Below are 21,327 nucleotides of genomic sequence, written 5' to 3'. Positions count from 1 at the left end.
TTGACTACCAAGACGGTATCTCATCTCCTAAAAGGAGAGAAAACATCCATTATTGATTTAATAATGATTAGAATCCAAAAGTTAAGCTTCAGCCGGCTGCTCCAACTTCTTTAATTTCATATCAAAGATAAATGGTCCAAACGGCAGAATCGACGCGATCAAGCCCAAAATAAACATACTCAGAGACCATTTCTGTTTTTCACATACCGCAAATAACACTACAAGAAAAAGCACGAAAAGAACACCGTGACCCATGCCGATATATTTCACCAGAATCGGGTTATCCATCATGTACTTAACCGGCATGGCAATAAATAACAGCAGCAGAAATGAAATACCTTCAAGCAATCCAACCAGACGTAAAGTTTTAATATTCACGCGCACTCACTCTTCTATGTTCTATTCAATCAGGCTTGAGTGTACCCAATCTGCCGATTTAAGCAAAATGAAATTTATAGAATAAAATGAATTATTTTAAATACTTATATCCTAGTGCTCCGCTTGGTTATTTGATTTCAACTGCCAGTAATTGCTGTCTTAGAGACAATAATTCAGGCAAGGTTTCCAGTAAAAGACTGATCTGTTTAAGTACCAGCAGCAGGTGGGTGGAAATATGTTCCTGCTGACTCAGTTGCCGGATTTCTGCCAATTGGCCTTGAATGTCCTGCTGCGGTACATTTTCAGGATTTGATAGGGCAGAGGTTAAGGTCTGCTGACAGGCAGAAAGCAGTTGCAGAATTTGCGGATCAGATACCTGTTCACGATGGCTACCCAATGCGGAAATATAACTGAGCTGACTGTGGCTATAAACCAGATAACGGAAGGCATTGCGAATCAGCACCGGATCTGGATTCGGTTCGGTACTCAGACTGGAAATCATATTGGAAAGGTCAATCTGGGCATTGTGGGCCAAACGACGTGCTGTCCGATAAGCAATGCTGTTATTTTTGCCATGCTGATATTGCTCCAGAATAGCCAGTAAATAGTTCAGCGTCGCTTGGGAGGATTTTTTGATATTGCTGGAAATATTACGGAAATTCCAGTCAGGCCAGATACAACTGACCGCCAGCCAGGCAATCAGACAGCCAATTAGGGTATCGATAATTCTCGGCAGAATGACAGCATAGCCTGCGCCTTTCAGATTAAAAATCAGCAGTACCACCAAGGTTGCCATCAATGTGGCCATAGCATATTTCTTGGAGCGCAAATAGAAAAAGCCGACACCGAAAATAACTGTGAGCAGCAATTGGCCTTCAATACTTGGCACAAAATACAGGATTGGAATTCCTAGAATGACGCCGAGCAATGTACCCAAAGTCCGCAGTTTTAAACGGCTTTTGGTAGCGAAATAACTGATCTGGCATACAAACAGACTGGTCAGCAATATCCAGTAGCCATTTTTGGCAAAGGGCAATAGAGAAATTGCATAGCTGACCAGAAAGACCAAAGCGATCCGCACCGCATGACGAAACAGCGCCGATTGCGGTCCCAAATGGGGTTTTAATTTCAGCCAGAAATCCGCAGGTCCACGCAGGTCATCATCAAACAGGCTGGAATCATCAAAATGCTTTGGATAATCCGGACGGTAAATGGCTTGTCCATCCTGCAAATGTTGCAGCTGTTCATGCACACTCAGCAGATTGCTCAGAATGAGCTGTAAGTTTTTTACCTCAATATTCTGGGGGTGCTGCGCAATCCACTCCCTCATGGAGGCTTCTAATGCTTTGAGTGCCAGTTGATGCTGTTCAGGAAGTTGATAAGTTTCATTACGCAATACGCAAGCAGCCAACTGCTGGCAGGCAAGCGCCTGCAAGTGAATATTTTTCTGAATGCGAAAAATCAGATCGGTACGGCTAAAATGCTGGTGAATCTGCTCGTAATGCAGATAGTTGGCAGTCGCCTGTTCATGGATATCCTGGGTCAGAAAATAAAGATTCAGCCAGTAAATAGTTTTATGATTTGGGCGCGAGGCTTTGAGTCGGGTCAGTAAAGAATCTTTGGTGCGGTTAAAGCTTTCAATGACTTGGGTATTTTTTAAGGAAAGTTCATAAAGCAGCGGTTCGACATTATTCTGATTATCGGGATCAAATAATTTGGCTTTGGTCGATAGCAGTTCGGCCATCTGTTGTAGGTTGATGGACAGATTTTCCTGAACCTGTAAAGTTGGACGAATCAGATAAAATAGGATAGAAGTCAGGCCATACCACAGTACACCAACTACAAAATACAGCGGCTGTTCGTACCAGTGCGCATATTCTCCCAAGCCAAACATGGTGTAAATGGACAGCAATACAGTGCCAAAAGAAATGGTGGCATAACGCTGTCCTAAAGCCCCCATCAAGATAAATACGGCACTAGAAAGTGATAGCCAGAGTGCAAACCAGACTTTATAGGGATGCAGAAATTCCAGCATGCTACTGACTGCAAAAAACAGCAGCATGACCAGCCCCAGATTGCGTAGCCTTAAACTTAAACGGTCATCAAAATCGGTCAGGGCAGTAGCAATTGCCCCTAAAGTGACCGGAACAATCAAAGTCTCATAGCCGAGAAGCTTTAGACCAAAAGTCGTTCCTGAAAGCACAATGAACATCTGCAAACAGTAAGTCATCAAGGCACTGGACTGAAAAGGCAACAGGGCTTTTTTAAGTATGTGCTGAAGAGGATGCAATATGGAATCTGAGCTATTCACAAGAATATGATCCGTGGTATTTGACTGCCGGTTTTGAATGCAATTTAAGCGCCAATTTCAAAAGAAATATCTACTAAAAAACGGGCAAGAAGCCCGTTTTTGAATGCTAATAATCTGTAATAAATCAGATTACGCCACATGCAATACGTTCACCGCCACCGCCTAATGGCTGCGGTTCATCTGAATAGTTATCACCGCCTGCATGGACCATGATGGCACGACCCTGAACATCTGCCAGTTTCAGGCGTGGCGCAAGCAGAGTCACACGTGCTGTACCATCAGTGTTTACTTTAAGGGCTGGTAAGTCACCCAGATGACCCGTCATGGGTGTGCCATGATGAGGTGCCTGATTCGGGTTGTAGTGACTGCCGGCAGCAAGTGCAGCACCTGGTTTGCCATCTTTTTCACCCGGTGCACATGAACCATTTTCATGAATGTGGAAACCACGCTCACCCGCAGGAAGCTGTTTCAGATTAGTACGAATCACCAGGCCCGCCGGGCTGTCACTCAATAATACGGTACCAATCGATTCACCGACGCCCTGTGCAGAGACTGCATTCAGGGTCACGGTTTTAACATTTTCAGTCGAAGTAGAGGTTGAAGCGCAACCGGTAAAAAGTGCGGCACTGACTGCGCACAAAGCTGTAAGTTTAAACAATGAAGACATAATTATCACACCTTGATCTTTATTCTGCTTTTCGGAATCTATTGAAACAGAGCAAGACCAAAAGCACTATGGAAAATCGGTACTTAAATGTTTTAATTTGTTTAAGCCAGTCAGTCTTGTGATTTCGGTGTCTTGTTGCGGCGCAGACGGAATTTTTTCTTCGGTTCAACCTCATGCGCCATAGTGGCTTTAGGCATCATCAAAGGTTCATTCAAGTTACTTTCATGCAGCCATTCACGCCAGATGGCCAGTAGTACGGCCAGAATCACCGGTCCAATAAAGACACCGACCAGACCGAAACTGGCAATGCCACCTAAGACACCAAACATGATCAGCAGGAATGGAATTTGTGTTGCACCTGAAATGACCAGTGGACGAATCACATTATCTGCCGTACTCACAATACAGACACCCCAGATCATGACTCCTACGGCTTCAATGGTTTGACCTTGCGAGAACAGCCATAGCGAAACTGCACCATAAGCAACAGGAGGGCCAAAAGGAATTAAAGCAAAGATAAAGGTGATAATGGTCAGTACCATTGGGTTCGGTACGCCAGCCACAAAGTAGCTGATACCTGCCAGTAAAGACTGGGCAATCGCCGTTAAACCTACGCCATAGACCACCGCACGTGTAGTATCCGAAATTGTAGCCAGATAATGATGAATACGTGGACCGACTACCATTTCAAAGGCTTTACGCACCTGATTCAGAATGGTATGGCCATCACGATAAAAGAAGAATAACGACAGCACGGCAAAACACAGCTTGAAGACATTTTTACTGATTTCATTCAGCACAACTTTACCGTAATTCAGATGACCCTGAATCCAGACCGAAATAGTTTGTGCAATGCTATTTGGATCGGCATTAATCTCATTCAGGGTACGGGTAATTTCTTTACCCACAAGTGGCAGGCCGCGAATAAAATCTGGAACGCTGAGATGACCTGAGAATACCTGTTTCTGCAATTCAAAATACAGGTTCCGGCCTTCGTGTTGCAGCATAAAAATGGCAAAGATAAAAGGCAAACCAAATACCAGAATCACACCCAGAATCATAATGGTCGCACTCAGTGTCGGCCGATTGCCACTCATTCTTAAGATCGACTGATACAGCGGCCAGGTCATGTACGCAATAATGGCTGCCCAAACTACAGGAATGATGAAATACTTGAGTATGTGAAAACTCAAAAAAATCAGAATGAAAAATAGTCCAAATAATAAGACTTTTTGTAGTGTAGGCGCGTACTGTTGCACTGAATTTAGAAGCTCATTTTTTTAGGTCGTGTCAGGCATATTAACTGAAAAAAAAGCGATCGAAAACGATAGTGCGGGAAGTAGTACGATTATTTTCCTTAGAATAAAAAGAAGAGGCTAAAAATAACAGAACTAGAACCATTGGCTTGGATCGTCAATAATGGCATTCAATAAAGGTTGCCATTGATCCTGTAATTCCCGGTACATCTTCTGCTGTTTATCAAAAATAGACAGGCCTTGCATGGCCAGTCGGCTATAGGGTGCACGTTCAGAAATCCAGGTAACCGGTTGCTGATCAATTTTATTAAAGAATTGCTGAATGTCCTGATTACTGGCTGCATTAGGTTTGGTGCGGTTAGCGAGGAGCAGAATTTCAACCTTGCCTTTACGGATACGTTTAATATCCTGCAAATGTTTGAGAAAACGGCGCGTAGAATCAATATCAAAAAAAGAAGGCTGCAGCGGGATAATGATGGCATCCGCTTCACTAATTAGCTGTTCGGCATGATCTTCAGTCAGCGCTCCGGGTGCATCGATAATCAGATATTCCAAGTTTTTAGGCGCATCCCCAATCGATTTGGCATTTCGCCAGTCCAGACTCTGAATCGGTGCGGCATCTTTTGGGCGATGTTTCAACCATTGCAAGGTCGATTTCTGGCTGTCCGCATCGGCCAGAGCAACTTTATAACCCTTTTGTGCCAGGGCAGCTGTCAGGCTAATCGCAGTAATGGTTTTACCACAGCCACCTTTCTGATTTGCAATTAAAATAGTTTTCATGACCCGGGATGATTTAATTCTGCTCCCGCCTAGCATATCATTCTTTGCAGGCTTACTGGATGGCAGACCCTTTCAACTTCAGTCGAAGGTAGGCAGCAAAATAAAGCAGATTAGGAAGATTGAATGTCCATTGGAATGGCTATGCTGATTGGTGCCTGTATTGGAGTGGTTTTAACTACCCTGATTCTGGGCCAGACGCGAAATGGTCGAATTAAAGCAGAATATGAACAATATATTGCCGAGCTGGAGCTGGAACATCAGCAAGCTTTAGTCGCTGCACAAAAACGCAGTGTAAATACCAGTCGCGCGGTACTCAAAGGCAAAATGGCCGAGCAGTTGGCACCGATCATGCCAGAGTTTCAATATCTGCCTAGTGATGCCAAATTTTTAGGTGATCCGGTGGATTATGTAGTCTTTGATGGTTATACCGATTTTCGTGATGGTGAAGGACTGGCAGAAGATATTGAAGTGGTTTTGATTGATATTAAAAGTGGGGGTGCACGTCTGACCAAAGGCCAGATGGCAATTGCTCAAGCCATTCAGGAAGGGCGGGTACGTTTTGAGACCATCCGGATTGATTTTGAAGACTGAAGGACAGCAAGCTTCAACGCTACACTATGGATAAACTGATTATTGCCGCAGCACTGTTTGCGCTTGGACTATGGATCTGGTCGGAATACTTTCGGGCGATCCCGAATCTGGAGCAGACCGGGGTACTCAAAAATTTTCAGGTAGAATCGATTGAGCCGCATCAGGCTGAATATCGCGTACTGGCTAAACAGTATTATGGGCCTGAGCGCCGTACCATTCATCCAGCCAGTCCGGTGGTGGGAAGTTTTAATGATCTGGCCTATGTCAGTAATATTGATCTGTTACTGGCAGTACCGGAAGTATCCAGTGCTGTATTTAAACCATTCAAGCTTGAGCAGGACAGGCGTTGTTTTAATATGACCGCTACAGACGCACAAGCCAATCCTGCGAACATTCAACCTCATTTGCTGAACCTGAGTGTGATTGCCGCCAGCGAAGCTGTTGCCAATAAGGTTCGCCGTTTAAAAGCAGATCAGCGGATCTGGCTGCAAGGTGACTGGGTACAGGTCAAATCAGCGACCAGCCAGCAAGAATTTCAGGTTGGAAAAAGCAATCCAAAATCAGCCCAATGCCGCCTGTTTAGAATAACTGATTTAAAAGTGCTGGATTAAAGCGGTTTATGCGCTCTAGCTAACAGCATACGCTGGCCAATCTTTGGAATACCTTCTGCATCGATATAATGAACTTCATCCAGTTCAAACCCAGCCTCTAAAAGAGCGGTTTCAATATCCCGGTTAAGATGACAGCCATCTGCTACTTTTTTCTGGATCGGGGTGAGTAAATGCTGCAAGCGCTGAATGTTGAGATGCTCTCGGTTTAATACATGCTCAACCAGATGAAAATGGCCGCCCGGCATCAAAACCCGGTAAATTTCATGCAGACTTTGATGCAGATCCGGAATACTGCATAAGGTCCAGGTTGATACGATATTTTCCAGACTATTTTCTGCAAAAGGCAGGGCTTCTGCACGGGCCTGAATCTGTTCGACCGCATAAGGGCTTTGACTGATACGCTGCTGAGCTAGTTTAAAAATGTCCGGGTTAGGTTCCAGCGCATAGACTTTATCGACGGCCTGATAAAAAGGCAGATTTAATCCTGTACCGAAGCCAATTTCCAGGACTTCACCTGTAATAGGCAATAATAATTCGCGGCGTAAATCCATCAGGGATGGGGTCTGCATGACCTGATTTAGCAAATGTGGAAAAATATGTTGTTGATAGAATTTATACAGCATGGTCGCATTCAAATTATTTTTAGACAGGCTTAGATTAACCGAAAATAATCAGATTAGCTAAAGCCCTCCGCTCACCAAAATTGATCAACTTGTTACTAATTTCAACTATTTATTCATTAAAAAAATCGTACTATCAGACAAGATATTCTTGAAAAGATTTGATGGAATAAAGACAGAATTATGTTCAAACATCTTCGATACTATGCTTTGGCGGCCAGTCTTTTACTACCGCTTTATGGTCACACTTCTGTAGACCATAATGTTGCCAAAGGACTGCCACCGATGGCTAAAGACCAATCTATTTCAGTCTTGCAGCCGTTTAAAGGTGATTTCCGCATTCTGGGATCAAAAATTTATACCGACGATGAGCAGGCCAAGTTCTCTCCGATCGATTATGCGGTGAGTTGGGGGCTGTTTGCACAACCTGAAATTGCCCGGCACATTACAGTCAACCAGTATAACCGTTACCTGAACTGGAAAATGGATCGCGTGCCAGTGCCTATTGAACAGGCTAAACAGATGGTATCCAATATGCACATCATCCCTGCCAATCCACAAATTGCCAAAGCAATTAAACAGGTAAAACGGGGTGACCTGGTGCGTTTGCAAGGGGAACTGGTGGAAGTACGTGATAAAGACCTCGTCTGGAAATCCTCTTTAACTCCAACCGATACCGGTGATGGCGCTTGTGAAGTGTTTCGGGTCAGCTCAATCAAGTGGATTGAGAAAGTGGGTAAAGGTTAAAACTGGAAAACTTATGGCTTTCTGAAAGGGTCGCTTGGAGTGCTTCAGGGTGACCAGGCTTTATTGATATTTAATTTATTTTTAGCCTTATAGTTTTTCATTTTTAAAGTGAACTACTTCTTCCAAAAAATAATTTTAATCTTAAATATGAATGTCATTTTGTTCTGTTATTTTGATATAAAAAACCGCCAGAAATAGGCGGTTTTTTATTTTAAAGACATGCTTATTTGGCAACCAGTGCTTCACTTTCAAAGGCAATGCCATCCCAGCCATTTTGCATGAACTGGCGGATATTCTGGTGATCCGTTGCTTCTGGTGTGGCCAGTACAGCCGCATAGTGTTCTGCAAACAGGCTCAAGGTTTGTGCCTGATCCAAACCATTCAGTTTGGCAAATGAAAATACTTTGGCACTGCCTTGGTTTTCAGTGGCAGCATTAGCCTGTTGGCCATTTTTAAAAGCAGTAGGTGTATGAGCATAGTGCGCATCGATATATGCAATCACATCTGCAAATTTAGCTTCGCCCGCAGCCAATTGAGCCAGTAATTCCTGAGCCATGTGGATTCCCTCTAACTTAAATCAATTTGAATGGCGTCGAATATACCAATTTTTTGGCAAAGGTCCATGTTCATTCTGCAATTTTAGGTGCATGATGTTATTCATTATTCTCGTCCCACATGGTGGCTGAGAAAAGGTTTAAGATCGAATAAAGACGGAGTAGACATGAACTGGCTTTTGGTGGCAATGGGCGGGGCAATCGGGGCAACACTGCGTTATGGAACAGGAATGTTGATTGCCAAGCCACAGATGCTATTTCCGTGGCCGACTTGGTGGATCAATATTATAGGCTGTCTGTGTGCCGGAATTTTCTTTGCCTTTAGCCAGAAATATAGTTTCCTGCAAACTGAAGCACGGCTATTTTTGATGGTAGGCATCTTGGGCGGCTTTACGACTTTTTCCAGTTTTGGACTAGAAACCTTTCAGCTGCTTAAGCAGGGTGCAGTCACGATCGCCCTCAGTTATGTGATCTCTAGTATGATTGTCGGAGTATTTATGCTGGGTGTGGGCTTCTATTTAACCCAGCTGGCTTTAGCGCAGGCATAAAAAAGTCAGGAAATTGGAGGTAATTTCCTGACATAAACCGCAATTTAAATTGAGAAAAAAATCGGAGGTTTTAAGTTTAACCACGTTTAAAACGGGCAAAACGTTTGTTAAAGCTCGCTACGCGACCTTCATTACTGGTTTGACGTTGCTCACCGGTATAGAACGGATGTGAAGCACTCGAAATATCAAGGGTGACATAAGGATAGGTCTTACCTTCATATTCCTTGGTCTGGCTAGAAGTCATGGTGCTGCCAATCACGAAGTAGACATCAGCATTGGTGTCATGAAATAAAACTTCTCGATATTCGGGATGAATGTCTGGACGCATCGTAATATTCCTCTTGTAATTTAAGAGTAATGTTATAATGTAACATTTGATATTTCAAGTGAAGTAAGGTTACAGCTTGTAAGCTTATTACTTCAATCTAACTGCGACTTGGCACAATTTCCTCAAATACATCACTCAAATCATCATGTACTTTCAAATGAATCAGATTCCAGTATTGTCCGGAAATAGTACGGTTCACCATCAGGGTATCTGGCGACGGTTTGAATACATCCCAATATTTTAGAGAAGGTTTGAGCAATTCCATTCCATCATGATGTGCTGAGTTTTTAGCAAAATCATAATTAGTGGTTAAAGGACGCATCAGCACTTCTAGCCATTGTTCATACAGATCGGCCGGGAATTTTCCGGTTTCTGTCAGGGTATGCAAGGCATCCAGTTGCTGTTCAATGGTCGAAATATCCTTGTCACGGGCTGCATGGATCAACTCTTTGAAATGAGTAATGATCTCGGTAGAAAGCGTTTTAACACCGCCGTAATCGTAAATAATCACCGAGCCATCTTCACGGAAGGCAAAGTTCCCTGGATGCGGATCACAATGGAAACGTTTCAGATAGAAAATTTCCTGACCAATCGCACGGAATAAACGGCGGCCTAGGGCATTACGGGTTTCTAGCGGCCATTGGCTGGCTGTTTCCATACTTTCACCCTGTTCCAAGCTTAGGGTCAGAATATGGCGGGAAGAATATTCACTAAATACTTTCGGAATCACAATTTGGTGATCGAGCGATTCATGAAAGGCACGTGCCACTTCCAGATTCTGAGCTTCAATTTCATAATTGAGTTCATTGTCCAGACTATGCTGGATTTCCTTGAATAGCTGATCCTGCAATTTGCGGTCAATTTTTAGTACACCCATCAAACGCAAGGCCAGACGAACCTGTTTCAGGTCACTTTCACAGGCTTCTTCCACTCCCGGATATTGCACCTTGACCACAACCTGCTGGCCATCGGGTAGCGTCGCTTTATGTACCTGTCCGATTGAGGCTGCAGCAAAAGGCTGCTCATCAAACTGCTGGAATAGGTCCTGCAAAGATTTTCCCAATTCTTTTTCGACCTGAGACTGAATCTCTTTAAATGGCATCGGTGGAGCCTGACGCTGCAATTTGGAGATGGCTCGAGCAACTTCAGGCGGGAAAATATCTTTATATTGTGAGGCAATCTGGCCGACTTTCATCACCGCACCTTTCATTTCCCCCAAGGTATCAGCAATCTGTACTCCAATATCCTGAAATAATTTACTGCGTGCAGCATTTTTCTGCTCTTCATCCGCAGTTAAATTTTTAATCGAATTGGATAGGGTTTTACTTGCAATACTTGCGGTCATTCCAGCCAATTTCATAAAGCGGCGACCAGGCGTTCGAGCCGTTTTTGCCATGCGAGATTCCTCAAAATCACCATTTTTATGGGTGTATTTGATCATAGGTGACAAACTATAAATTGCCTATATTTAATTGTAGATGTTATGTTGCAAAGCTTCTCAAAGTATTCATATTTGCTTGATATTGTTCATTTGATTTATGCAATTTTTAAACCAACTCGGCGTATGTACGGCAGTTTTTAAATCAATTATTTAATTATTCTGGAGAGAGCAAAGCATGATTTTTCAGTGCCTTTCCATGATGAAAGTCTTAAAATAATCGCATCTCAAGATCAAGAAATTTCAATGAAAGTCTATCGATATTTTACTGGTAAAGATGATGTGAATTTTTGTGCCCGTGTGACCAAGGCACTCAATGAAGGCTATGAACTTTATGGTGCACCGACCATGACCTTTAATGGAACAGATGTCATTGTCGGGCAAGTGGTGATTAAGGAAGTGGCGGATGAGTCCGAGGTTCCACAGGGATTAAAAGATGCGTTAAATCAGTAATTCAATGCATCCTTTTAAATAATAAGAGGATTAGGCATGCTGGCTTAAACGTTTATTATTACCATAAAGCCGTGCCAGCAGCAGGACACAAGCCACACTGAGACCGACAATCAGTCCGACCCAGACGCCTGCCGCCCCCATATCTCCAAACCGGGACAAATAAACCCCCACCGGGAAGGCAATCACCCAATAGGCAATCATGGTGATCCACATTGGGCCTTTGGTATCCTGCATACCGCGTAAGCAACCTGCAGCACTGATCTGCCAGGCATCCATCAGCTGATAGGCCACTGCAAAGAGCACCAGATAAAGCGCAATCTGGGTCACCATAGGATCAGAGGTATAAAGCGCTACGATTTCACTACGGAACACCCAGAGTAATAACATGATGAGCAGAGCCAAAATCGTCGCGGTCATCAGACCTAAGCCTTGTACTCTACGCATGGCATCCCAGTTCTGTTCACCATAATAAGTTCCCACCCGAATGGTTAGTGCAATGGCGAGAGACATCGGAATCATGAACAGCTGTGAGGTAACAGAAATAGCAATCTGGTGAGCGGCCACAATGGTTTCACCCAATGGGCTCAAGACTATCGCTGCGGTACTAAAAATACTCACTTCAAAGAAAATTGCCAGTCCGATCGGAAAGCCCAGCTTTAAAATCCGTTTCAGCCAATATCCGTTCAGCTTTTCCCAGTGACTAAATGGCTGACTACTTTGATAAACCCGATTTTTAAAAATATACAGCGCCAAGCTGAGTAACATTAACCATTGCAGAATTGCTGTGGCAAAACCACAACCGGCACTGCCCAGTGCCGGAATAGGGCCAACTCCATACATAAAAATGAAGTTTAATGGAACCAAAAGCAGTAGCGCCATGAGGCTAATGGCAGTGACCGGATGTGGATAACCAAGGGCTTCAGAATAACCACGCAAAGCTGCATACATGGTCACAGCAGGCATACCAAAACCAATCGCATGCAGGAACAGACCAGCCTTAGGTTGCAAGCTTTCTGGGACACCTAGTAAAGGTAAAGAGAGGGGCAAAACTTGTAAAACCAGACCCGCAATCACCCCAAGGATGAATGCGACCCATAATGATTGTCGCGCAATTGTGGCAATTTTCTCAGGTGTACGTGCACCTTTAGCTTCAGCGACTAGAGGCGTAGTGGCGATCATGATGCCACTGAAGAGTAGCATGACTGGAATCCAGAGGCCGACACCAACCGCAATCGCTGCCAGATCAGTTGGTGAGAGACGCCCGGCCATAATGGTATCAATCAGGCCCAAACCTGCCTGGGAGAATTGTGTGACCAGAATGGGCAACATCAGATGGAACAGCTGTTTTAATTCATAACGACGGGTTGTGGCTATCAAAACATTCGACACAAAAATTACTCATTAGTGATCATGTGCTTAGAGATAAGGTTTAGCGTTGTAAAGTGAGAAGCACACCAATAAAAATCACCACGCCACCTAAAAGACGTTGCCAGTTCACCGGCATTTTTTCATTGCCCAGCAGACCAAACTGATCGACGATCATGGACATCACCATCTGACCAAAAATAATCATTCCGGTCAGTGTCAGGAAGCCCATTTTAGGTGCAGCATAAATGCTCATGCTGATCGCATAAACACCCAAAAAACCACCTAACCAGAGATACCAGGGAATTGCGATTAGCTCCTGTAAGCCTGGTTTGGGATGTGACTGAAACAGCACGATGCCGGCAAGTACTATTGTACCAATCAAAAAGGAAAAAAATGCAGCTTGAATAGGAGAATATAAATATTCTTTTAATTGGGTATTAATAGCCGTCTGTAAGGTCAGCAAGACCCCGATTGCAAAGACCAAAGGCAATAAAATAAGGAGCTGGGAGGATATTTTCATAATTTTAACTATCTAATTCTATTTAAATTTTTAAGCATTAGGTGATGGCGATTTTAATTTTAGCAGTGTTGTTGCCGAGTCATGTTAAAATTACGCTAGATCTTGTAGTTGTTTTTGAGTAGTTCTTTGGCTGAATTGAATCCTGCACTTATTCCCTTATCCCTGTATATCCATATGCCGTGGTGCGTACGTAAATGTCCGTATTGTGACTTTAACTCGCATGCCGTGCCTGATGGGGAATTGTCTCTCGAGCTGGAGCGGGAATATCTGCATGCGCTGGTAGAGGACCTTAAAACTCAGGTTGATTTTGCCCAAGGCCGTTCGATTCATAGTGTATTTATCGGTGGGGGAACGCCATCACTGATCTCTGCTGCAGGTTATCAATGGCTATTTACCGAACTGAAAGCACTGATTCCTTTTGAAGAGAATTGTGAAATCACGCTGGAAGCCAATCCGGGTACAGTGGAGCATGATCCATTTGCTGGCTATTTAGCAGCTGGTATTAATCGTCTTTCTATTGGCGTGCAAAGTTTTAATACCGAGCATCTGAAAAAGCTGGGCCGAATCCATAGCAATGAAGATGCGATCTCGGCGATTGGCCTGGCGCGTGATGCTGGTTTTCAACGGATTAATGTGGATTTGATGCATGGCTTACCTGAACAGACACTAGAGCAGGCACTCAATGACCTGAAACTGGCAGTCGAGAATGGTGCTACGCATATTTCCTGGTATCAGTTAACTATTGAGCCGAATACTGTGTTTTTCCGTACTCAGCCGATTTTACCGGTCGATGAAGTACTGGAAGAGATTCAGGAACAGGGCGAGGCTTATTTAAAAGCCAATGGCTTTATCAATTATGAAGTCTCTGCCTGGCGTGAAGAATTACCATCGGCACATAACCTGAATTACTGGCAATTTGGTGATTATCTGGCCATTGGAGCAGGGGCGCATGGCAAAGTGACTCAACTGGATGGTGTTTACCGTTTCCAGAAAACCCGTTTGCCCAAAGACTATTTAGCCAAAGTGCCAGCAGAACATTTGCAGTTTAAGCGCATCGAAGCGGCAGATATGCCGTTTGAATTTATGATGAATGCCTTACGTTTAAATGAGGGTGTGGAAGCGAAGCTTTATCTTGAACGAACAGGCTATAGTCTGGATACACTGAGTGAATTATTGACTTCACTGCGTCAACGTCAACTGATGGTAGAAGATACAGAACGTCTGGCATGTACTGAGCAAGGTCACATCTTTTTAAACTCTGTGCTGGAAGAGTTTCTTTAATCGCATAATCTATCTGGATAATTAACCCGAATCCTGCTTAAGCCGATGACTTCATAATTTGAATTGTTGGCTTATTTTTATGGATCAGTTGATATGCACACAAGGACGCGTAAATCCCTCCTAGAAATCCATGAACACTACGTGCTTTGCTTGTCACTAAATTGTACTGACCTTTCAATAAACTGAATAAAGTCTCTATCTTATTGCGCTGTTTTAAGTGATATTTATCTGACTCAGAAAGTTGTATAGCCTGCATATTTTTTCGATGATAGGTAATTAAATCAATACCTTGCTCTTTCAACCTACTCTTCAGTTCTTGACTAATATAGCCACGATCTCCATACAACTTTGCTTCCATCTCTTGAACGAGTCTCTCAACCATTTTGATATCAGCCAAATGTCCATTGGATAAAGCAGAACAAGCAATTTCACCAAATTGATTCATCACAATATGTAATTTACAGCCATAAAACCAGCCCATTGAGTTTCTACCACGTGATGCAATTTGGACTAATGATTTATGGCGTTGAATACGTTGATTTTTACAAACTGGCAGAGGTGTTGAATCAATCCATAAATATTGTGTACCTTGGCCTTTCATTAGCGCCACATGTAAAGCGTGTAGAGCTAATTGATGTCTATTAATCAGATGAATCATCCGTTGGTAACAGGGTAAGCTTTTAAATAAATGATTTTTATCCTGTTTCAACCATGTGAAAAATGCTTTGAAATTAGTGAAATGAGAACATTTATACCAGATCGCGATAAAAGTGATTTCTGAGATACTCAAGTGAGCGGTTCGGACTCTGGAGGAACGACGACTTTGTTTAAGGAAATTCCAGTAGGTTGCTTCAAATTTAAGAAAGAAATCATCAATTACGCAAAATAATTCGGTACTATTAAACATCGGGACTAGAGTTTTAAGTTTTGTGTGGTAACTCAACTGATGGCTCTAGTCCTCTTATTTTTCAAGTCAATTTTTTATCCGCGATTCGGGTTAATTAATCAAGTTTAAAAAGAAAAAGCCCGATGAGTTACATCGGGCTTTTTCTTCTCTCTCCACTATGCATTTAAGCCATTCGGATTAACGATACTTAGGTGGCAACTTGTGATGCGGGCCATTGTGATGATTTTTGTTGAAGAAGCCTTTATGGTCTTTCTTGCCAAACTTATCATGACGATCATGCTGGTTAAAATGCGCTTTAGGAGGTGCTTTATGGAAACCACCTCTAATGCGGCATTGGTTTCTTATCAAAATGATGCACTGCTGGCGTTGGATGACGATGATCCGGTCCAGGAGCCGCCATTGCTGACATGGTAGCTGTTGTTGCGATCAAACCAATCATTAAAGAAGAAACTAGTTTTTTCATGATCATACTCATATTTATTCAATGAGTTCATCATAGGAGTCAGTGATGTAGGGAAGATGGAGCCATAGACAACACTTTTGTAAATTTCAGGATTTTTTTAATTTTGTATTTAAGTTATTAATAAATAATAATTTTTATTAAAACTTCTATATTTTTATGGGCAATTTTTGATTTTAAAATCATCAAAATTCTTCTCAGTTTCTTCATGTTTTAACCTGAATAAATTTAGATGAAGAAATTTAGGACAAGATGATGAATGAAAAGCGAATATTTTTAATTATCTTTAAAATTTAATTAATTGATCTGGAAACTAAAATTAGTCAATTTAAGGTACAAAAAAAGCACTCTAATGAGTGCTTTTTTTCATCTTCGCAATATTAGATTGCAGTGATGTTAGTCGCTGTAGGACCTTTTTGGCCTTGAGCTACGCTGAAAGAAACCTTTTGGCCTTCAGCTAAAGTTTTGAAACCTGAACCTTGGATTTCGCTGAAGTGAGCGAAAACATCTGGACCATTGTCTTGTTGAATGAAGCCAAAACCTTTAGTTTCGTTGAACCACTTTACTGTACCGGTAACTGTGTTAGACATAATATAACCTATTGAATCTTATGGATTTATAGTCAAAATTTCAGATGACTAGCTGTAACTTTGAAAAATAAAAAGGATGGAGCTTATTGATCTTTAAAACGAAGGTTTATGACTAAAACTGCGATACTTAAAAGAAGACTAACCAAAACAAGAATTTTTCTAGTTATCGCCATCATACCCTGTATTTATAGATATTCAAGTAAATTATATGGATTATTTAATAGACGTCTGAAAATTATAGATATAAATTTGTGTAGTTTGTGTACGCAGCAGATTTTTCTTTGTATCCAGTCATCATTTTGACATATGAAAAAGAGCGCCGTAGCGCTCTTTTTAAAGCTAAAACCTAAACTTTTGACTTAGTAATCAAAACTGAAGTGTTCTGCTGCCAGTGAAGTCATGGTTTTGGATGGATTCACCATTGCTTCAGCATGGCCTTGGGCACGTGGCAATAAACGCTCAAAGTAGAAATCAGCAGTTTTAATTTTCGCTTTGTAGAACTCTGGAACTTCTGCACCATCACCAGCAACCAGTTTCGCTGAAGCCACTGCAGCTTGTTGTGCCCAGAAGTAAGCCATCATTACATAGCCTGAGAACATCAGGAAGTCCACAGAAGCAGAGGATACGATGTCACGGTCTTTACGTGCTGCCAGCATGATACGTACAGTGAGTGCATTCCACTGTGCACATAGCTTGGTCAGGTCCCAGGCAAAACGGCGCATGTATTTATTGCGTGCATGCTGTCCACAGAATTTCAGAATTTCAGCGGTGTAATCACGAATCACTTTACCTTTAGAGGTTAGCAGGACCTTACGACCAATCAGGTCAAGTGCCTGAACGCCAGTCGTTCCTTCGTACAGGGTAGAGATACGTGAATCACGAACGATTTGCTCCATGCCCCATTCTTTGATGTAACCATGACCACCAAATACTTGCATACCGTGGTTCGCTGCTTCATAACCCATTTCAGTCAGGAAGCCTTTCAGAATAGGGGTATAGAAACCTAAGTGATCATCCTGCTGTTCAAATTCAGCAGTATCACCACGCAGCAGAGCATCATTCATGTTATCTGCGATTTGTGCAGCATGATAGATCATGGCACGACCACCTTCAGCAATCGCTTTCTGGGTCAACAGCATACGGCGTACATCAGCATGGTGGATAATCGCATCCGCCACTTTTTCTGGATCTTTTTTACCAGACAGGGCACGCATCGACATACGTTCTTTGGCATATGGCAATGCACCCTGGAACGATAGTTCTGCATGACAGATACCTTGGATTGCGGTACCAATACGCGCGGTATTCATGAAGGTAAACATGGCATGCAAGCCTTTGTTTGGCTCGCCAATTAAATAACCTACTGCATTGTCAAAGTTTAGTACCGCTGTTGCAGAGGCACGGATCCCCATTTTGTGTTCAATCGAACCACAGTTCACCGCATTGCGTTCACCAATACCGCCATCTTCAGTGGCAATAAATTTCGGTACGATGAACAGGGAAATGCCTTTAGTGCCTTGTGGCGCATCTGGAAGACGTGCCAAAACGATGTGCACGATATTTTCAGTTAAATCATGCTCACCCGCAGAAATAAAGATTTTAGTACCAGAAATCGCATAAGTACCATCAGCTTGCGGTTCTGCTTTAGTTTTTACCTGACCCAGGTCGGTACCACATTGTGGCTCAGTCAGACACATGGTTCCTGACCAGGTACCTGCAACCAGATGCGGTAGATAGGTGTTTTTCTGCTCGTCAGTACCATACTGGATGATGGTATTGATACAGCCCACGCTCAAACCTGGATACATCTGGAAAGACCAGTTTGCCGTACCCATCATTTCTGATTTGATCAGGTTTAAAGACATCGGCAGGTTTTGACCGCCAAATTCTTCAGGATAAGACAGACCTTGCCAGCCACCTTGTACGAACTGATCATAAGCTTCCTTGAAGCCTTTAGGTGTGCGTACTTCGCCATTTTCAAAATGACAGCCTTCTGCATCGCCGGTCTGGTTCAGTGGAGAAAGTACATTTTCACAGAAATCTGCCGCACCTTCTAGAATCATGTCTACCGTATCTGCATCGGCATATTCGCCATTTGACAGTTTTTGGTAATGTGCAGGGTAATCAAGCACTTCATTCATTAAGAAGCGAATATCACGTAAAGGAGCTTTATATGCTGGCATGCGTTTAATCCTGATTAAAATAGTTTTGGATTATCTGTATCGATTCTATGATTATTCACATTGGGGATAAAAAAACATTGATAAAGACAACAAATAAAAATGTCAGAAAAGCGAATTGAGAAGATCAGACAAGTTTAAAGATTAAATAACGGAACTCTCCATCTTTAAATAAGGCACTTCTATTTAAAAATGCTTATCTGTCTGGACTTTAATCAACATTTAGGGAGGTTGTCTAGGGGTATTTTTGTATGAATTGTACACGAATGTTAGGGTCTAATCATTGGATAAATCATGTCATTAAATCCAATTTAATTTTATTATTTTTAATAAAAGGAAAAGAGTGAACGGATTAATGGCTAACCCGTTCATCTCAAAAATATTCAGAATTAAAGAAAATCTTTCAGCTCAGGTTTTACTCCGTTCCAGATATAAAAAGATTCAATGGCCTGACCGACTAGCATGCCGAAACCTTCAGAAGTAGGGACGCCACGGGCTTTGGCTTGATCTAAGAACGTGGACGGTTTGCCATAGGCCATTTCATAGGCATGTTTAAACTGTAGAGCTTCAGGTAGTACCAGCGCATCACCGCTAAGACTGGCAGAAGTCGCATTAATCACGATATCAAACTCACCAGCTAAATCAGTTAAGGCAATGGCTTGTAACTCTGCTTGAGGCACAGCGTCTTTTAGATCGGCAACCAGTTGTTCTGCACGTGACAAAGTACGGTTAGCAATGATAATCTTCTTCACACCAGCCTGTACCAATGGATAGATCACGCCGCGGGTCGCGCCACCAGCACCAATAATCAGGATATCGGTATTTTCCAGAGTCCAGTCAAGAGCACGAATAGCCTCGACTAAGCCTTGTCCATCAGTATTGTCGCCATGCAGAATGCCATCTTTCATCCATAGGGTATTAACGGCTTTGGCGATTTTGGCACGTTCGGTAAGGACCTGGCACTGGGCAAAGGCCTGTTCTTTGAAGGGCACAGTCACATTCATGCCAATACCGCCCTGAGCAAAAAATTCCTGGATATTGGCTGTGAAACCATCCAGAGGGGCAAGGCGTTTGGTATAGGTCAGATCGACCCCGGTTTTGGCAGCGAAAGCCTGATGCAGTTCAGGAGAGCGTGATTGTTCGATGGGGTTGCCAATGACGGCAAATTGCTTGCTCATTTCACCATGTCCATGTGCGGAAATGGCCATTAATATACGTGAAAATGCAGGAGGGCTAAAGCCTGTCAGCAGTGAAAAGCAGGCTAAAGATTAAAGGTTTAGGAACTACAGATCTCAATAATATGTTCGACAAAGAGCAAGGCCATACTAAATAAGGTTCCGGCAATCGTGAGGACACTCACAAAAATGGCAACTACATCTAGAATCAGGTTATGACTGATGACAGCGGTACTAATCGCACTAATACCAAGCGCCAGAAATAGCCAAAAGGCCAACGTAGCAGGATTAAGGTGAAGCTTAAACATTGTTATTTTTACCTAGCAGAATTTATCTTTATCAGAGTCGAGATCTAGGAGTAGATCCTGAAATATCTTTCTGAGTTGCAGTATAGAGGATTTATCCATTAAAAAAGCCCTCGATCTGAGGGCAATTTGTATTTAAATATTTTGATTGCTTTATTTAGTTTTTAATTCTGTTAACCAGTCATGCGGTTTAAGGTAGTAATCGGTCAAGCGTTTTTCTGGTGATCCTTCAGCCCATTCCGGGCGGTATAACCAGCCGGTAAGAGGCGGCAGGCTCACTAGAATCGATTCAATCCGGCCACCCGTCTGCAGGCCAAACAGTGTGCCACGGTCATATACCAGATTGTATTCCACATAACGGCCACGACGGTACAGCTGGAAATCACGTTGTGCTTCAGTATAAGACTTGTCTTGGTTACGCTGGAAAATTGGCAGAATTGCTTCGAGATAACCATTGCCTACAGCCTGCATATACTGAAAACAGGTTTCAAAATCCCATTGATTCAGGTCATCAAAGAATAGGCCGCCGACACCGCGCTGCTCATCACGATGTTTTAGATAGAAATAATCATCACACCATTTTTTATGTTCTGGATAAACCTCTTCGCCAAAAGGTGCACACAGGTCATATGCGGTCTGGTGCCATGAAAGCACATCTTCATCATTTGGATAGAAAGGGGTGAGGTCAAAACCGCCACCAAACCACCAGACCGGATCCTGACCTTCTTTTTCCGCTACAAATAAACGTACATTGGCATGTGAGGTCGGGACGTTCGGATTTTTAGGATGGATAACCAAAGATACACCCATGGCTTGAGCTTTAGCTCCGGCTATATTCGGATGGCGTTCAGTGGCAGAAGCGGGCAGTTTGGAAATATTGATGTGAGAGAACATCACACCGCCTTTTTCAATCACCGTACCATTTTGCAGCACACGTGAACGGCCACCGCCACCTTCAGGACGTTCCCAGTCATCAATCAGGAATTCAGCTGTACCGCCACCGGCACGTTCCTGCTGTTCCAGCGCGGCACAAATCCGGGCTTGCAGGTCGAGGAGAAAATCGCGAACGCGTTGAATATCTGCAGAGGTAGGATGCTGCATCAGAACCCTCATAGGGAAATAAAAAGACTGATGACATCAAAGCATAAAATGGCCTAAAAATTAAGGTGTTTTTCTAGATGCTCACCATTTGTAACAACATTCAACCTAATGTTTTAGAAGGATGTGTAGTGCATTAAATCCGACCAGGCTACTAGGTT

The 21,327-nt window shown here is 42.9% G+C and carries 24 protein-coding genes; 6 read left to right on the top strand and 18 right to left on the bottom strand.

Going from position 1 to position 21,327, the window contains the following annotated elements; all coding sequences use genetic code 11:
• Positions 1 to 81: 81 nt before the first annotated feature.
• From O4M77_RS12655 to O4M77_RS12635, 5 genes are all read right to left on the bottom strand, one after another.
• Positions 82 to 378: a DUF3817 domain-containing protein gene (locus O4M77_RS12655; protein ID WP_004787034.1), complete on the bottom strand. Its 297-nt coding sequence runs from the start codon at positions 376 to 378 to the stop codon at positions 82 to 84.
• 127 nt (positions 379 to 505) lie between these two features.
• Positions 506 to 2,608, bottom strand: coding sequence for a YccS family putative transporter (gene yccS, locus O4M77_RS12650; RefSeq protein WP_323714107.1), 2,103 nt, complete (start codon positions 2,606 to 2,608; stop codon positions 506 to 508).
• Between the two features lie 205 nt (positions 2,609 to 2,813).
• Positions 2,814 to 3,356 carry a superoxide dismutase family protein gene (gene sodC / locus O4M77_RS12645; protein ID WP_180003255.1) on the bottom strand — a complete coding sequence of 181 codons (543 nt, stop codon included), beginning with the start codon at positions 3,354 to 3,356 and terminating at the stop codon, positions 2,814 to 2,816.
• A gap of 110 nt (positions 3,357 to 3,466) precedes the next feature.
• A complete protein-coding gene (locus O4M77_RS12640; RefSeq protein WP_180069793.1) occupies positions 3,467 to 4,615 on the bottom strand; it encodes an AI-2E family transporter in 1,149 nt (382 codons plus the stop codon).
• A gap of 132 nt (positions 4,616 to 4,747) precedes the next feature.
• Positions 4,748 to 5,392 (bottom strand): ParA family protein, encoded by a 645-nt coding sequence (locus O4M77_RS12635; RefSeq protein WP_179992145.1) that lies wholly within the window; start codon positions 5,390 to 5,392, stop codon positions 4,748 to 4,750.
• A 123-nt stretch (positions 5,393 to 5,515) separates the two neighbouring features.
• On the opposite strand from O4M77_RS12635, the gene O4M77_RS12630 reads away from it, so the two are divergent.
• Positions 5,516 to 5,983, top strand: a complete 468-nt coding sequence (locus O4M77_RS12630; RefSeq protein WP_004787020.1) for a Holliday junction resolvase-like protein — start codon at positions 5,516 to 5,518, stop codon at positions 5,981 to 5,983.
• A gap of 26 nt (positions 5,984 to 6,009) precedes the next feature.
• Complete coding sequence (locus O4M77_RS12625) at positions 6,010 to 6,594, top strand: hypothetical protein (RefSeq protein WP_323713521.1); 585 nt, start codon at positions 6,010 to 6,012, stop codon at positions 6,592 to 6,594.
• Here O4M77_RS12625 and O4M77_RS12620 read toward each other — a convergent pair.
• Complete coding sequence (locus O4M77_RS12620) at positions 6,591 to 7,217, bottom strand: class I SAM-dependent methyltransferase (protein ID WP_180047843.1); 627 nt, start codon at positions 7,215 to 7,217, stop codon at positions 6,591 to 6,593. The genes O4M77_RS12625 and O4M77_RS12620 overlap by 4 nt on opposite strands.
• A gap of 180 nt (positions 7,218 to 7,397) precedes the next feature.
• On the opposite strand from O4M77_RS12620, the gene O4M77_RS12615 reads away from it, so the two are divergent.
• The gene (locus O4M77_RS12615) at positions 7,398 to 7,961 is read left to right on the top strand and encodes a hypothetical protein (protein WP_004787012.1); all 564 of its coding nucleotides are present in this window, start codon (positions 7,398 to 7,400) and stop codon (positions 7,959 to 7,961) included.
• A gap of 223 nt (positions 7,962 to 8,184) precedes the next feature.
• Here O4M77_RS12615 and O4M77_RS12610 read toward each other — a convergent pair whose 3' ends face one another.
• The gene (locus O4M77_RS12610) at positions 8,185 to 8,517 is read right to left on the bottom strand and encodes a HopJ type III effector protein (RefSeq protein ID WP_179992142.1); all 333 of its coding nucleotides are present in this window, start codon (positions 8,515 to 8,517) and stop codon (positions 8,185 to 8,187) included.
• Between the two features lie 165 nt (positions 8,518 to 8,682).
• Between O4M77_RS12610 and crcB the strand changes: the two genes are divergently transcribed.
• Positions 8,683 to 9,063: a fluoride efflux transporter CrcB gene (crcB, locus tag O4M77_RS12605; RefSeq protein ID WP_180032184.1), complete on the top strand. Its 381-nt coding sequence runs from the start codon at positions 8,683 to 8,685 to the stop codon at positions 9,061 to 9,063.
• Positions 9,064 to 9,139: 76 nt separating this feature from the next.
• Here crcB and O4M77_RS12600 read toward each other — a convergent pair whose 3' ends face one another.
• Together O4M77_RS12600 and O4M77_RS12595 are read right to left on the bottom strand one after the other, a co-directional pair.
• Positions 9,140 to 9,391, bottom strand: a complete 252-nt coding sequence (locus tag O4M77_RS12600) for a type B 50S ribosomal protein L31 (RefSeq protein ID WP_323713520.1) — start codon at positions 9,389 to 9,391, stop codon at positions 9,140 to 9,142.
• A gap of 97 nt (positions 9,392 to 9,488) precedes the next feature.
• Positions 9,489 to 10,787 carry an ABC1 kinase family protein gene (locus O4M77_RS12595; RefSeq protein WP_166135870.1) on the bottom strand — a complete coding sequence of 433 codons (1,299 nt, stop codon included), beginning with the start codon at positions 10,785 to 10,787 and terminating at the stop codon, positions 9,489 to 9,491.
• Positions 10,788 to 11,075: 288 nt separating this feature from the next.
• On the opposite strand from O4M77_RS12595, the gene O4M77_RS12590 reads away from it, so the two are divergent.
• The gene (locus tag O4M77_RS12590) at positions 11,076 to 11,282 is read left to right on the top strand and encodes a DUF1737 domain-containing protein (protein ID WP_323713519.1); all 207 of its coding nucleotides are present in this window, start codon (positions 11,076 to 11,078) and stop codon (positions 11,280 to 11,282) included.
• Between the two features lie 30 nt (positions 11,283 to 11,312).
• On the opposite strand, the gene O4M77_RS12585 is transcribed toward O4M77_RS12590, so the two are convergent.
• Positions 11,313 to 12,671 carry an MATE family efflux transporter gene (locus O4M77_RS12585; RefSeq protein ID WP_323713518.1) on the bottom strand — a complete coding sequence of 453 codons (1,359 nt, stop codon included), beginning with the start codon at positions 12,669 to 12,671 and terminating at the stop codon, positions 11,313 to 11,315.
• A 40-nt stretch (positions 12,672 to 12,711) separates the two neighbouring features.
• Positions 12,712 to 13,170 carry a DMT family transporter gene (locus O4M77_RS12580; protein WP_323713517.1) on the bottom strand — a complete coding sequence of 153 codons (459 nt, stop codon included), beginning with the start codon at positions 13,168 to 13,170 and terminating at the stop codon, positions 12,712 to 12,714.
• 126 nt (positions 13,171 to 13,296) lie between these two features.
• Here O4M77_RS12580 and hemW point away from each other — a divergent pair, with 126 nt between their 5' ends.
• Entirely contained in the window at positions 13,297 to 14,451 is a 1,155-nt protein-coding gene (gene hemW / locus O4M77_RS12575; protein WP_323713516.1) for a radical SAM family heme chaperone HemW, read from the top strand.
• A 37-nt stretch (positions 14,452 to 14,488) separates the two neighbouring features.
• On the opposite strand, the gene O4M77_RS12570 is transcribed toward hemW, so the two are convergent.
• From O4M77_RS12570 to hemF, 7 genes are all read right to left on the bottom strand, one after another.
• Positions 14,489 to 15,358, bottom strand: a complete 870-nt coding sequence (locus O4M77_RS12570; RefSeq protein ID WP_323714106.1) for an IS982 family transposase — start codon at positions 15,356 to 15,358, stop codon at positions 14,489 to 14,491.
• A gap of 322 nt (positions 15,359 to 15,680) precedes the next feature.
• Positions 15,681 to 15,821 carry a hypothetical protein gene (locus tag O4M77_RS12565; RefSeq protein WP_323713515.1) on the bottom strand — a complete coding sequence of 47 codons (141 nt, stop codon included), beginning with the start codon at positions 15,819 to 15,821 and terminating at the stop codon, positions 15,681 to 15,683.
• A gap of 377 nt (positions 15,822 to 16,198) precedes the next feature.
• On the bottom strand, positions 16,199 to 16,408 hold the full coding sequence (locus O4M77_RS12560) for a cold-shock protein (RefSeq protein ID WP_004786992.1): 210 nt from the start codon (positions 16,406 to 16,408) through the stop codon (positions 16,199 to 16,201).
• Positions 16,409 to 16,767: 359 nt separating this feature from the next.
• Positions 16,768 to 18,591 carry an acyl-CoA dehydrogenase C-terminal domain-containing protein gene (locus O4M77_RS12555; protein ID WP_166135889.1) on the bottom strand — a complete coding sequence of 608 codons (1,824 nt, stop codon included), beginning with the start codon at positions 18,589 to 18,591 and terminating at the stop codon, positions 16,768 to 16,770.
• A gap of 386 nt (positions 18,592 to 18,977) precedes the next feature.
• Positions 18,978 to 19,766, bottom strand: a complete 789-nt coding sequence (gene aroE, locus O4M77_RS12550) for a shikimate dehydrogenase (RefSeq protein WP_180054059.1) — start codon at positions 19,764 to 19,766, stop codon at positions 18,978 to 18,980.
• 98 nt (positions 19,767 to 19,864) lie between these two features.
• A complete protein-coding gene (locus O4M77_RS12545) occupies positions 19,865 to 20,071 on the bottom strand; it encodes a hypothetical protein (RefSeq protein WP_005233693.1) in 207 nt (68 codons plus the stop codon).
• Positions 20,072 to 20,221: 150 nt separating this feature from the next.
• Positions 20,222 to 21,169, bottom strand: coding sequence for an oxygen-dependent coproporphyrinogen oxidase (gene hemF, locus O4M77_RS12540; protein ID WP_159122643.1), 948 nt, complete (start codon positions 21,167 to 21,169; stop codon positions 20,222 to 20,224).
• Positions 21,170 to 21,327 lie beyond the last annotated feature (158 nt).

Source organism: Acinetobacter sp. YWS30-1 (genome assembly GCF_033558715.1).
Lineage (GTDB): Bacteria > Pseudomonadota > Gammaproteobacteria > Pseudomonadales > Moraxellaceae > Acinetobacter.
The sequence above is the reverse complement of the archived record's forward strand: the minus strand, read 5'-3'. Positions and strand labels throughout refer to the sequence as shown.

Coding starts and splice junctions, on each gene's coding strand:
- O4M77_RS12545 (WP_005233693.1), bottom strand. CDS start 20,071: ATGTTTAAGCTTCACCTTAATCCTGCTACGTTGGCCTTTTGGCTATTT.
- O4M77_RS12615 (WP_004787012.1), top strand. CDS start 7,398: ATGTTCAAACATCTTCGATACTATGCTTTGGCGGCCAGTCTTTTACTA.
- aroE (WP_180054059.1), bottom strand. CDS start 19,766: ATGAGCAAGCAATTTGCCGTCATTGGCAACCCCATCGAACAATCACGC.
- O4M77_RS12600 (WP_323713520.1), bottom strand. CDS start 9,391: ATGCGTCCAGACATTCATCCCGAATATCGAGAAGTTTTATTTCATGAC.
- O4M77_RS12630 (WP_004787020.1), top strand. CDS start 5,516: ATGTCCATTGGAATGGCTATGCTGATTGGTGCCTGTATTGGAGTGGTT.
- yccS (WP_323714107.1), bottom strand. CDS start 2,608: ATGACTTACTGTTTGCAGATGTTCATTGTGCTTTCAGGAACGACTTTT.
- O4M77_RS12580 (WP_323713517.1), bottom strand. CDS start 13,170: ATGAAAATATCCTCCCAGCTCCTTATTTTATTGCCTTTGGTCTTTGCA.
- O4M77_RS12570 (WP_323714106.1), bottom strand. CDS start 15,358: ATGTTTAATAGTACCGAATTATTTTGCGTAATTGATGATTTCTTTCTT.
- O4M77_RS12560 (WP_004786992.1), bottom strand. CDS start 16,408: ATGTCTAACACAGTTACCGGTACAGTAAAGTGGTTCAACGAAACTAAA.
- sodC (WP_180003255.1), bottom strand. CDS start 3,356: ATGTCTTCATTGTTTAAACTTACAGCTTTGTGCGCAGTCAGTGCCGCA.
- O4M77_RS12620 (WP_180047843.1), bottom strand. CDS start 7,217: ATGCTGTATAAATTCTATCAACAACATATTTTTCCACATTTGCTAAAT.
- O4M77_RS12625 (WP_323713521.1), top strand. CDS start 6,010: ATGGATAAACTGATTATTGCCGCAGCACTGTTTGCGCTTGGACTATGG.
- O4M77_RS12595 (WP_166135870.1), bottom strand. CDS start 10,787: ATGGCAAAAACGGCTCGAACGCCTGGTCGCCGCTTTATGAAATTGGCT.
- O4M77_RS12565 (WP_323713515.1), bottom strand. CDS start 15,821: ATGAAAAAACTAGTTTCTTCTTTAATGATTGGTTTGATCGCAACAACA.
- O4M77_RS12610 (WP_179992142.1), bottom strand. CDS start 8,517: ATGGCTCAGGAATTACTGGCTCAATTGGCTGCGGGCGAAGCTAAATTT.
- O4M77_RS12635 (WP_179992145.1), bottom strand. CDS start 5,392: ATGAAAACTATTTTAATTGCAAATCAGAAAGGTGGCTGTGGTAAAACC.
- crcB (WP_180032184.1), top strand. CDS start 8,683: ATGAACTGGCTTTTGGTGGCAATGGGCGGGGCAATCGGGGCAACACTG.
- hemF (WP_159122643.1), bottom strand. CDS start 21,169: ATGCAGCATCCTACCTCTGCAGATATTCAACGCGTTCGCGATTTTCTC.
- O4M77_RS12555 (WP_166135889.1), bottom strand. CDS start 18,591: ATGCCAGCATATAAAGCTCCTTTACGTGATATTCGCTTCTTAATGAAT.
- O4M77_RS12590 (WP_323713519.1), top strand. CDS start 11,076: ATGAAAGTCTATCGATATTTTACTGGTAAAGATGATGTGAATTTTTGT.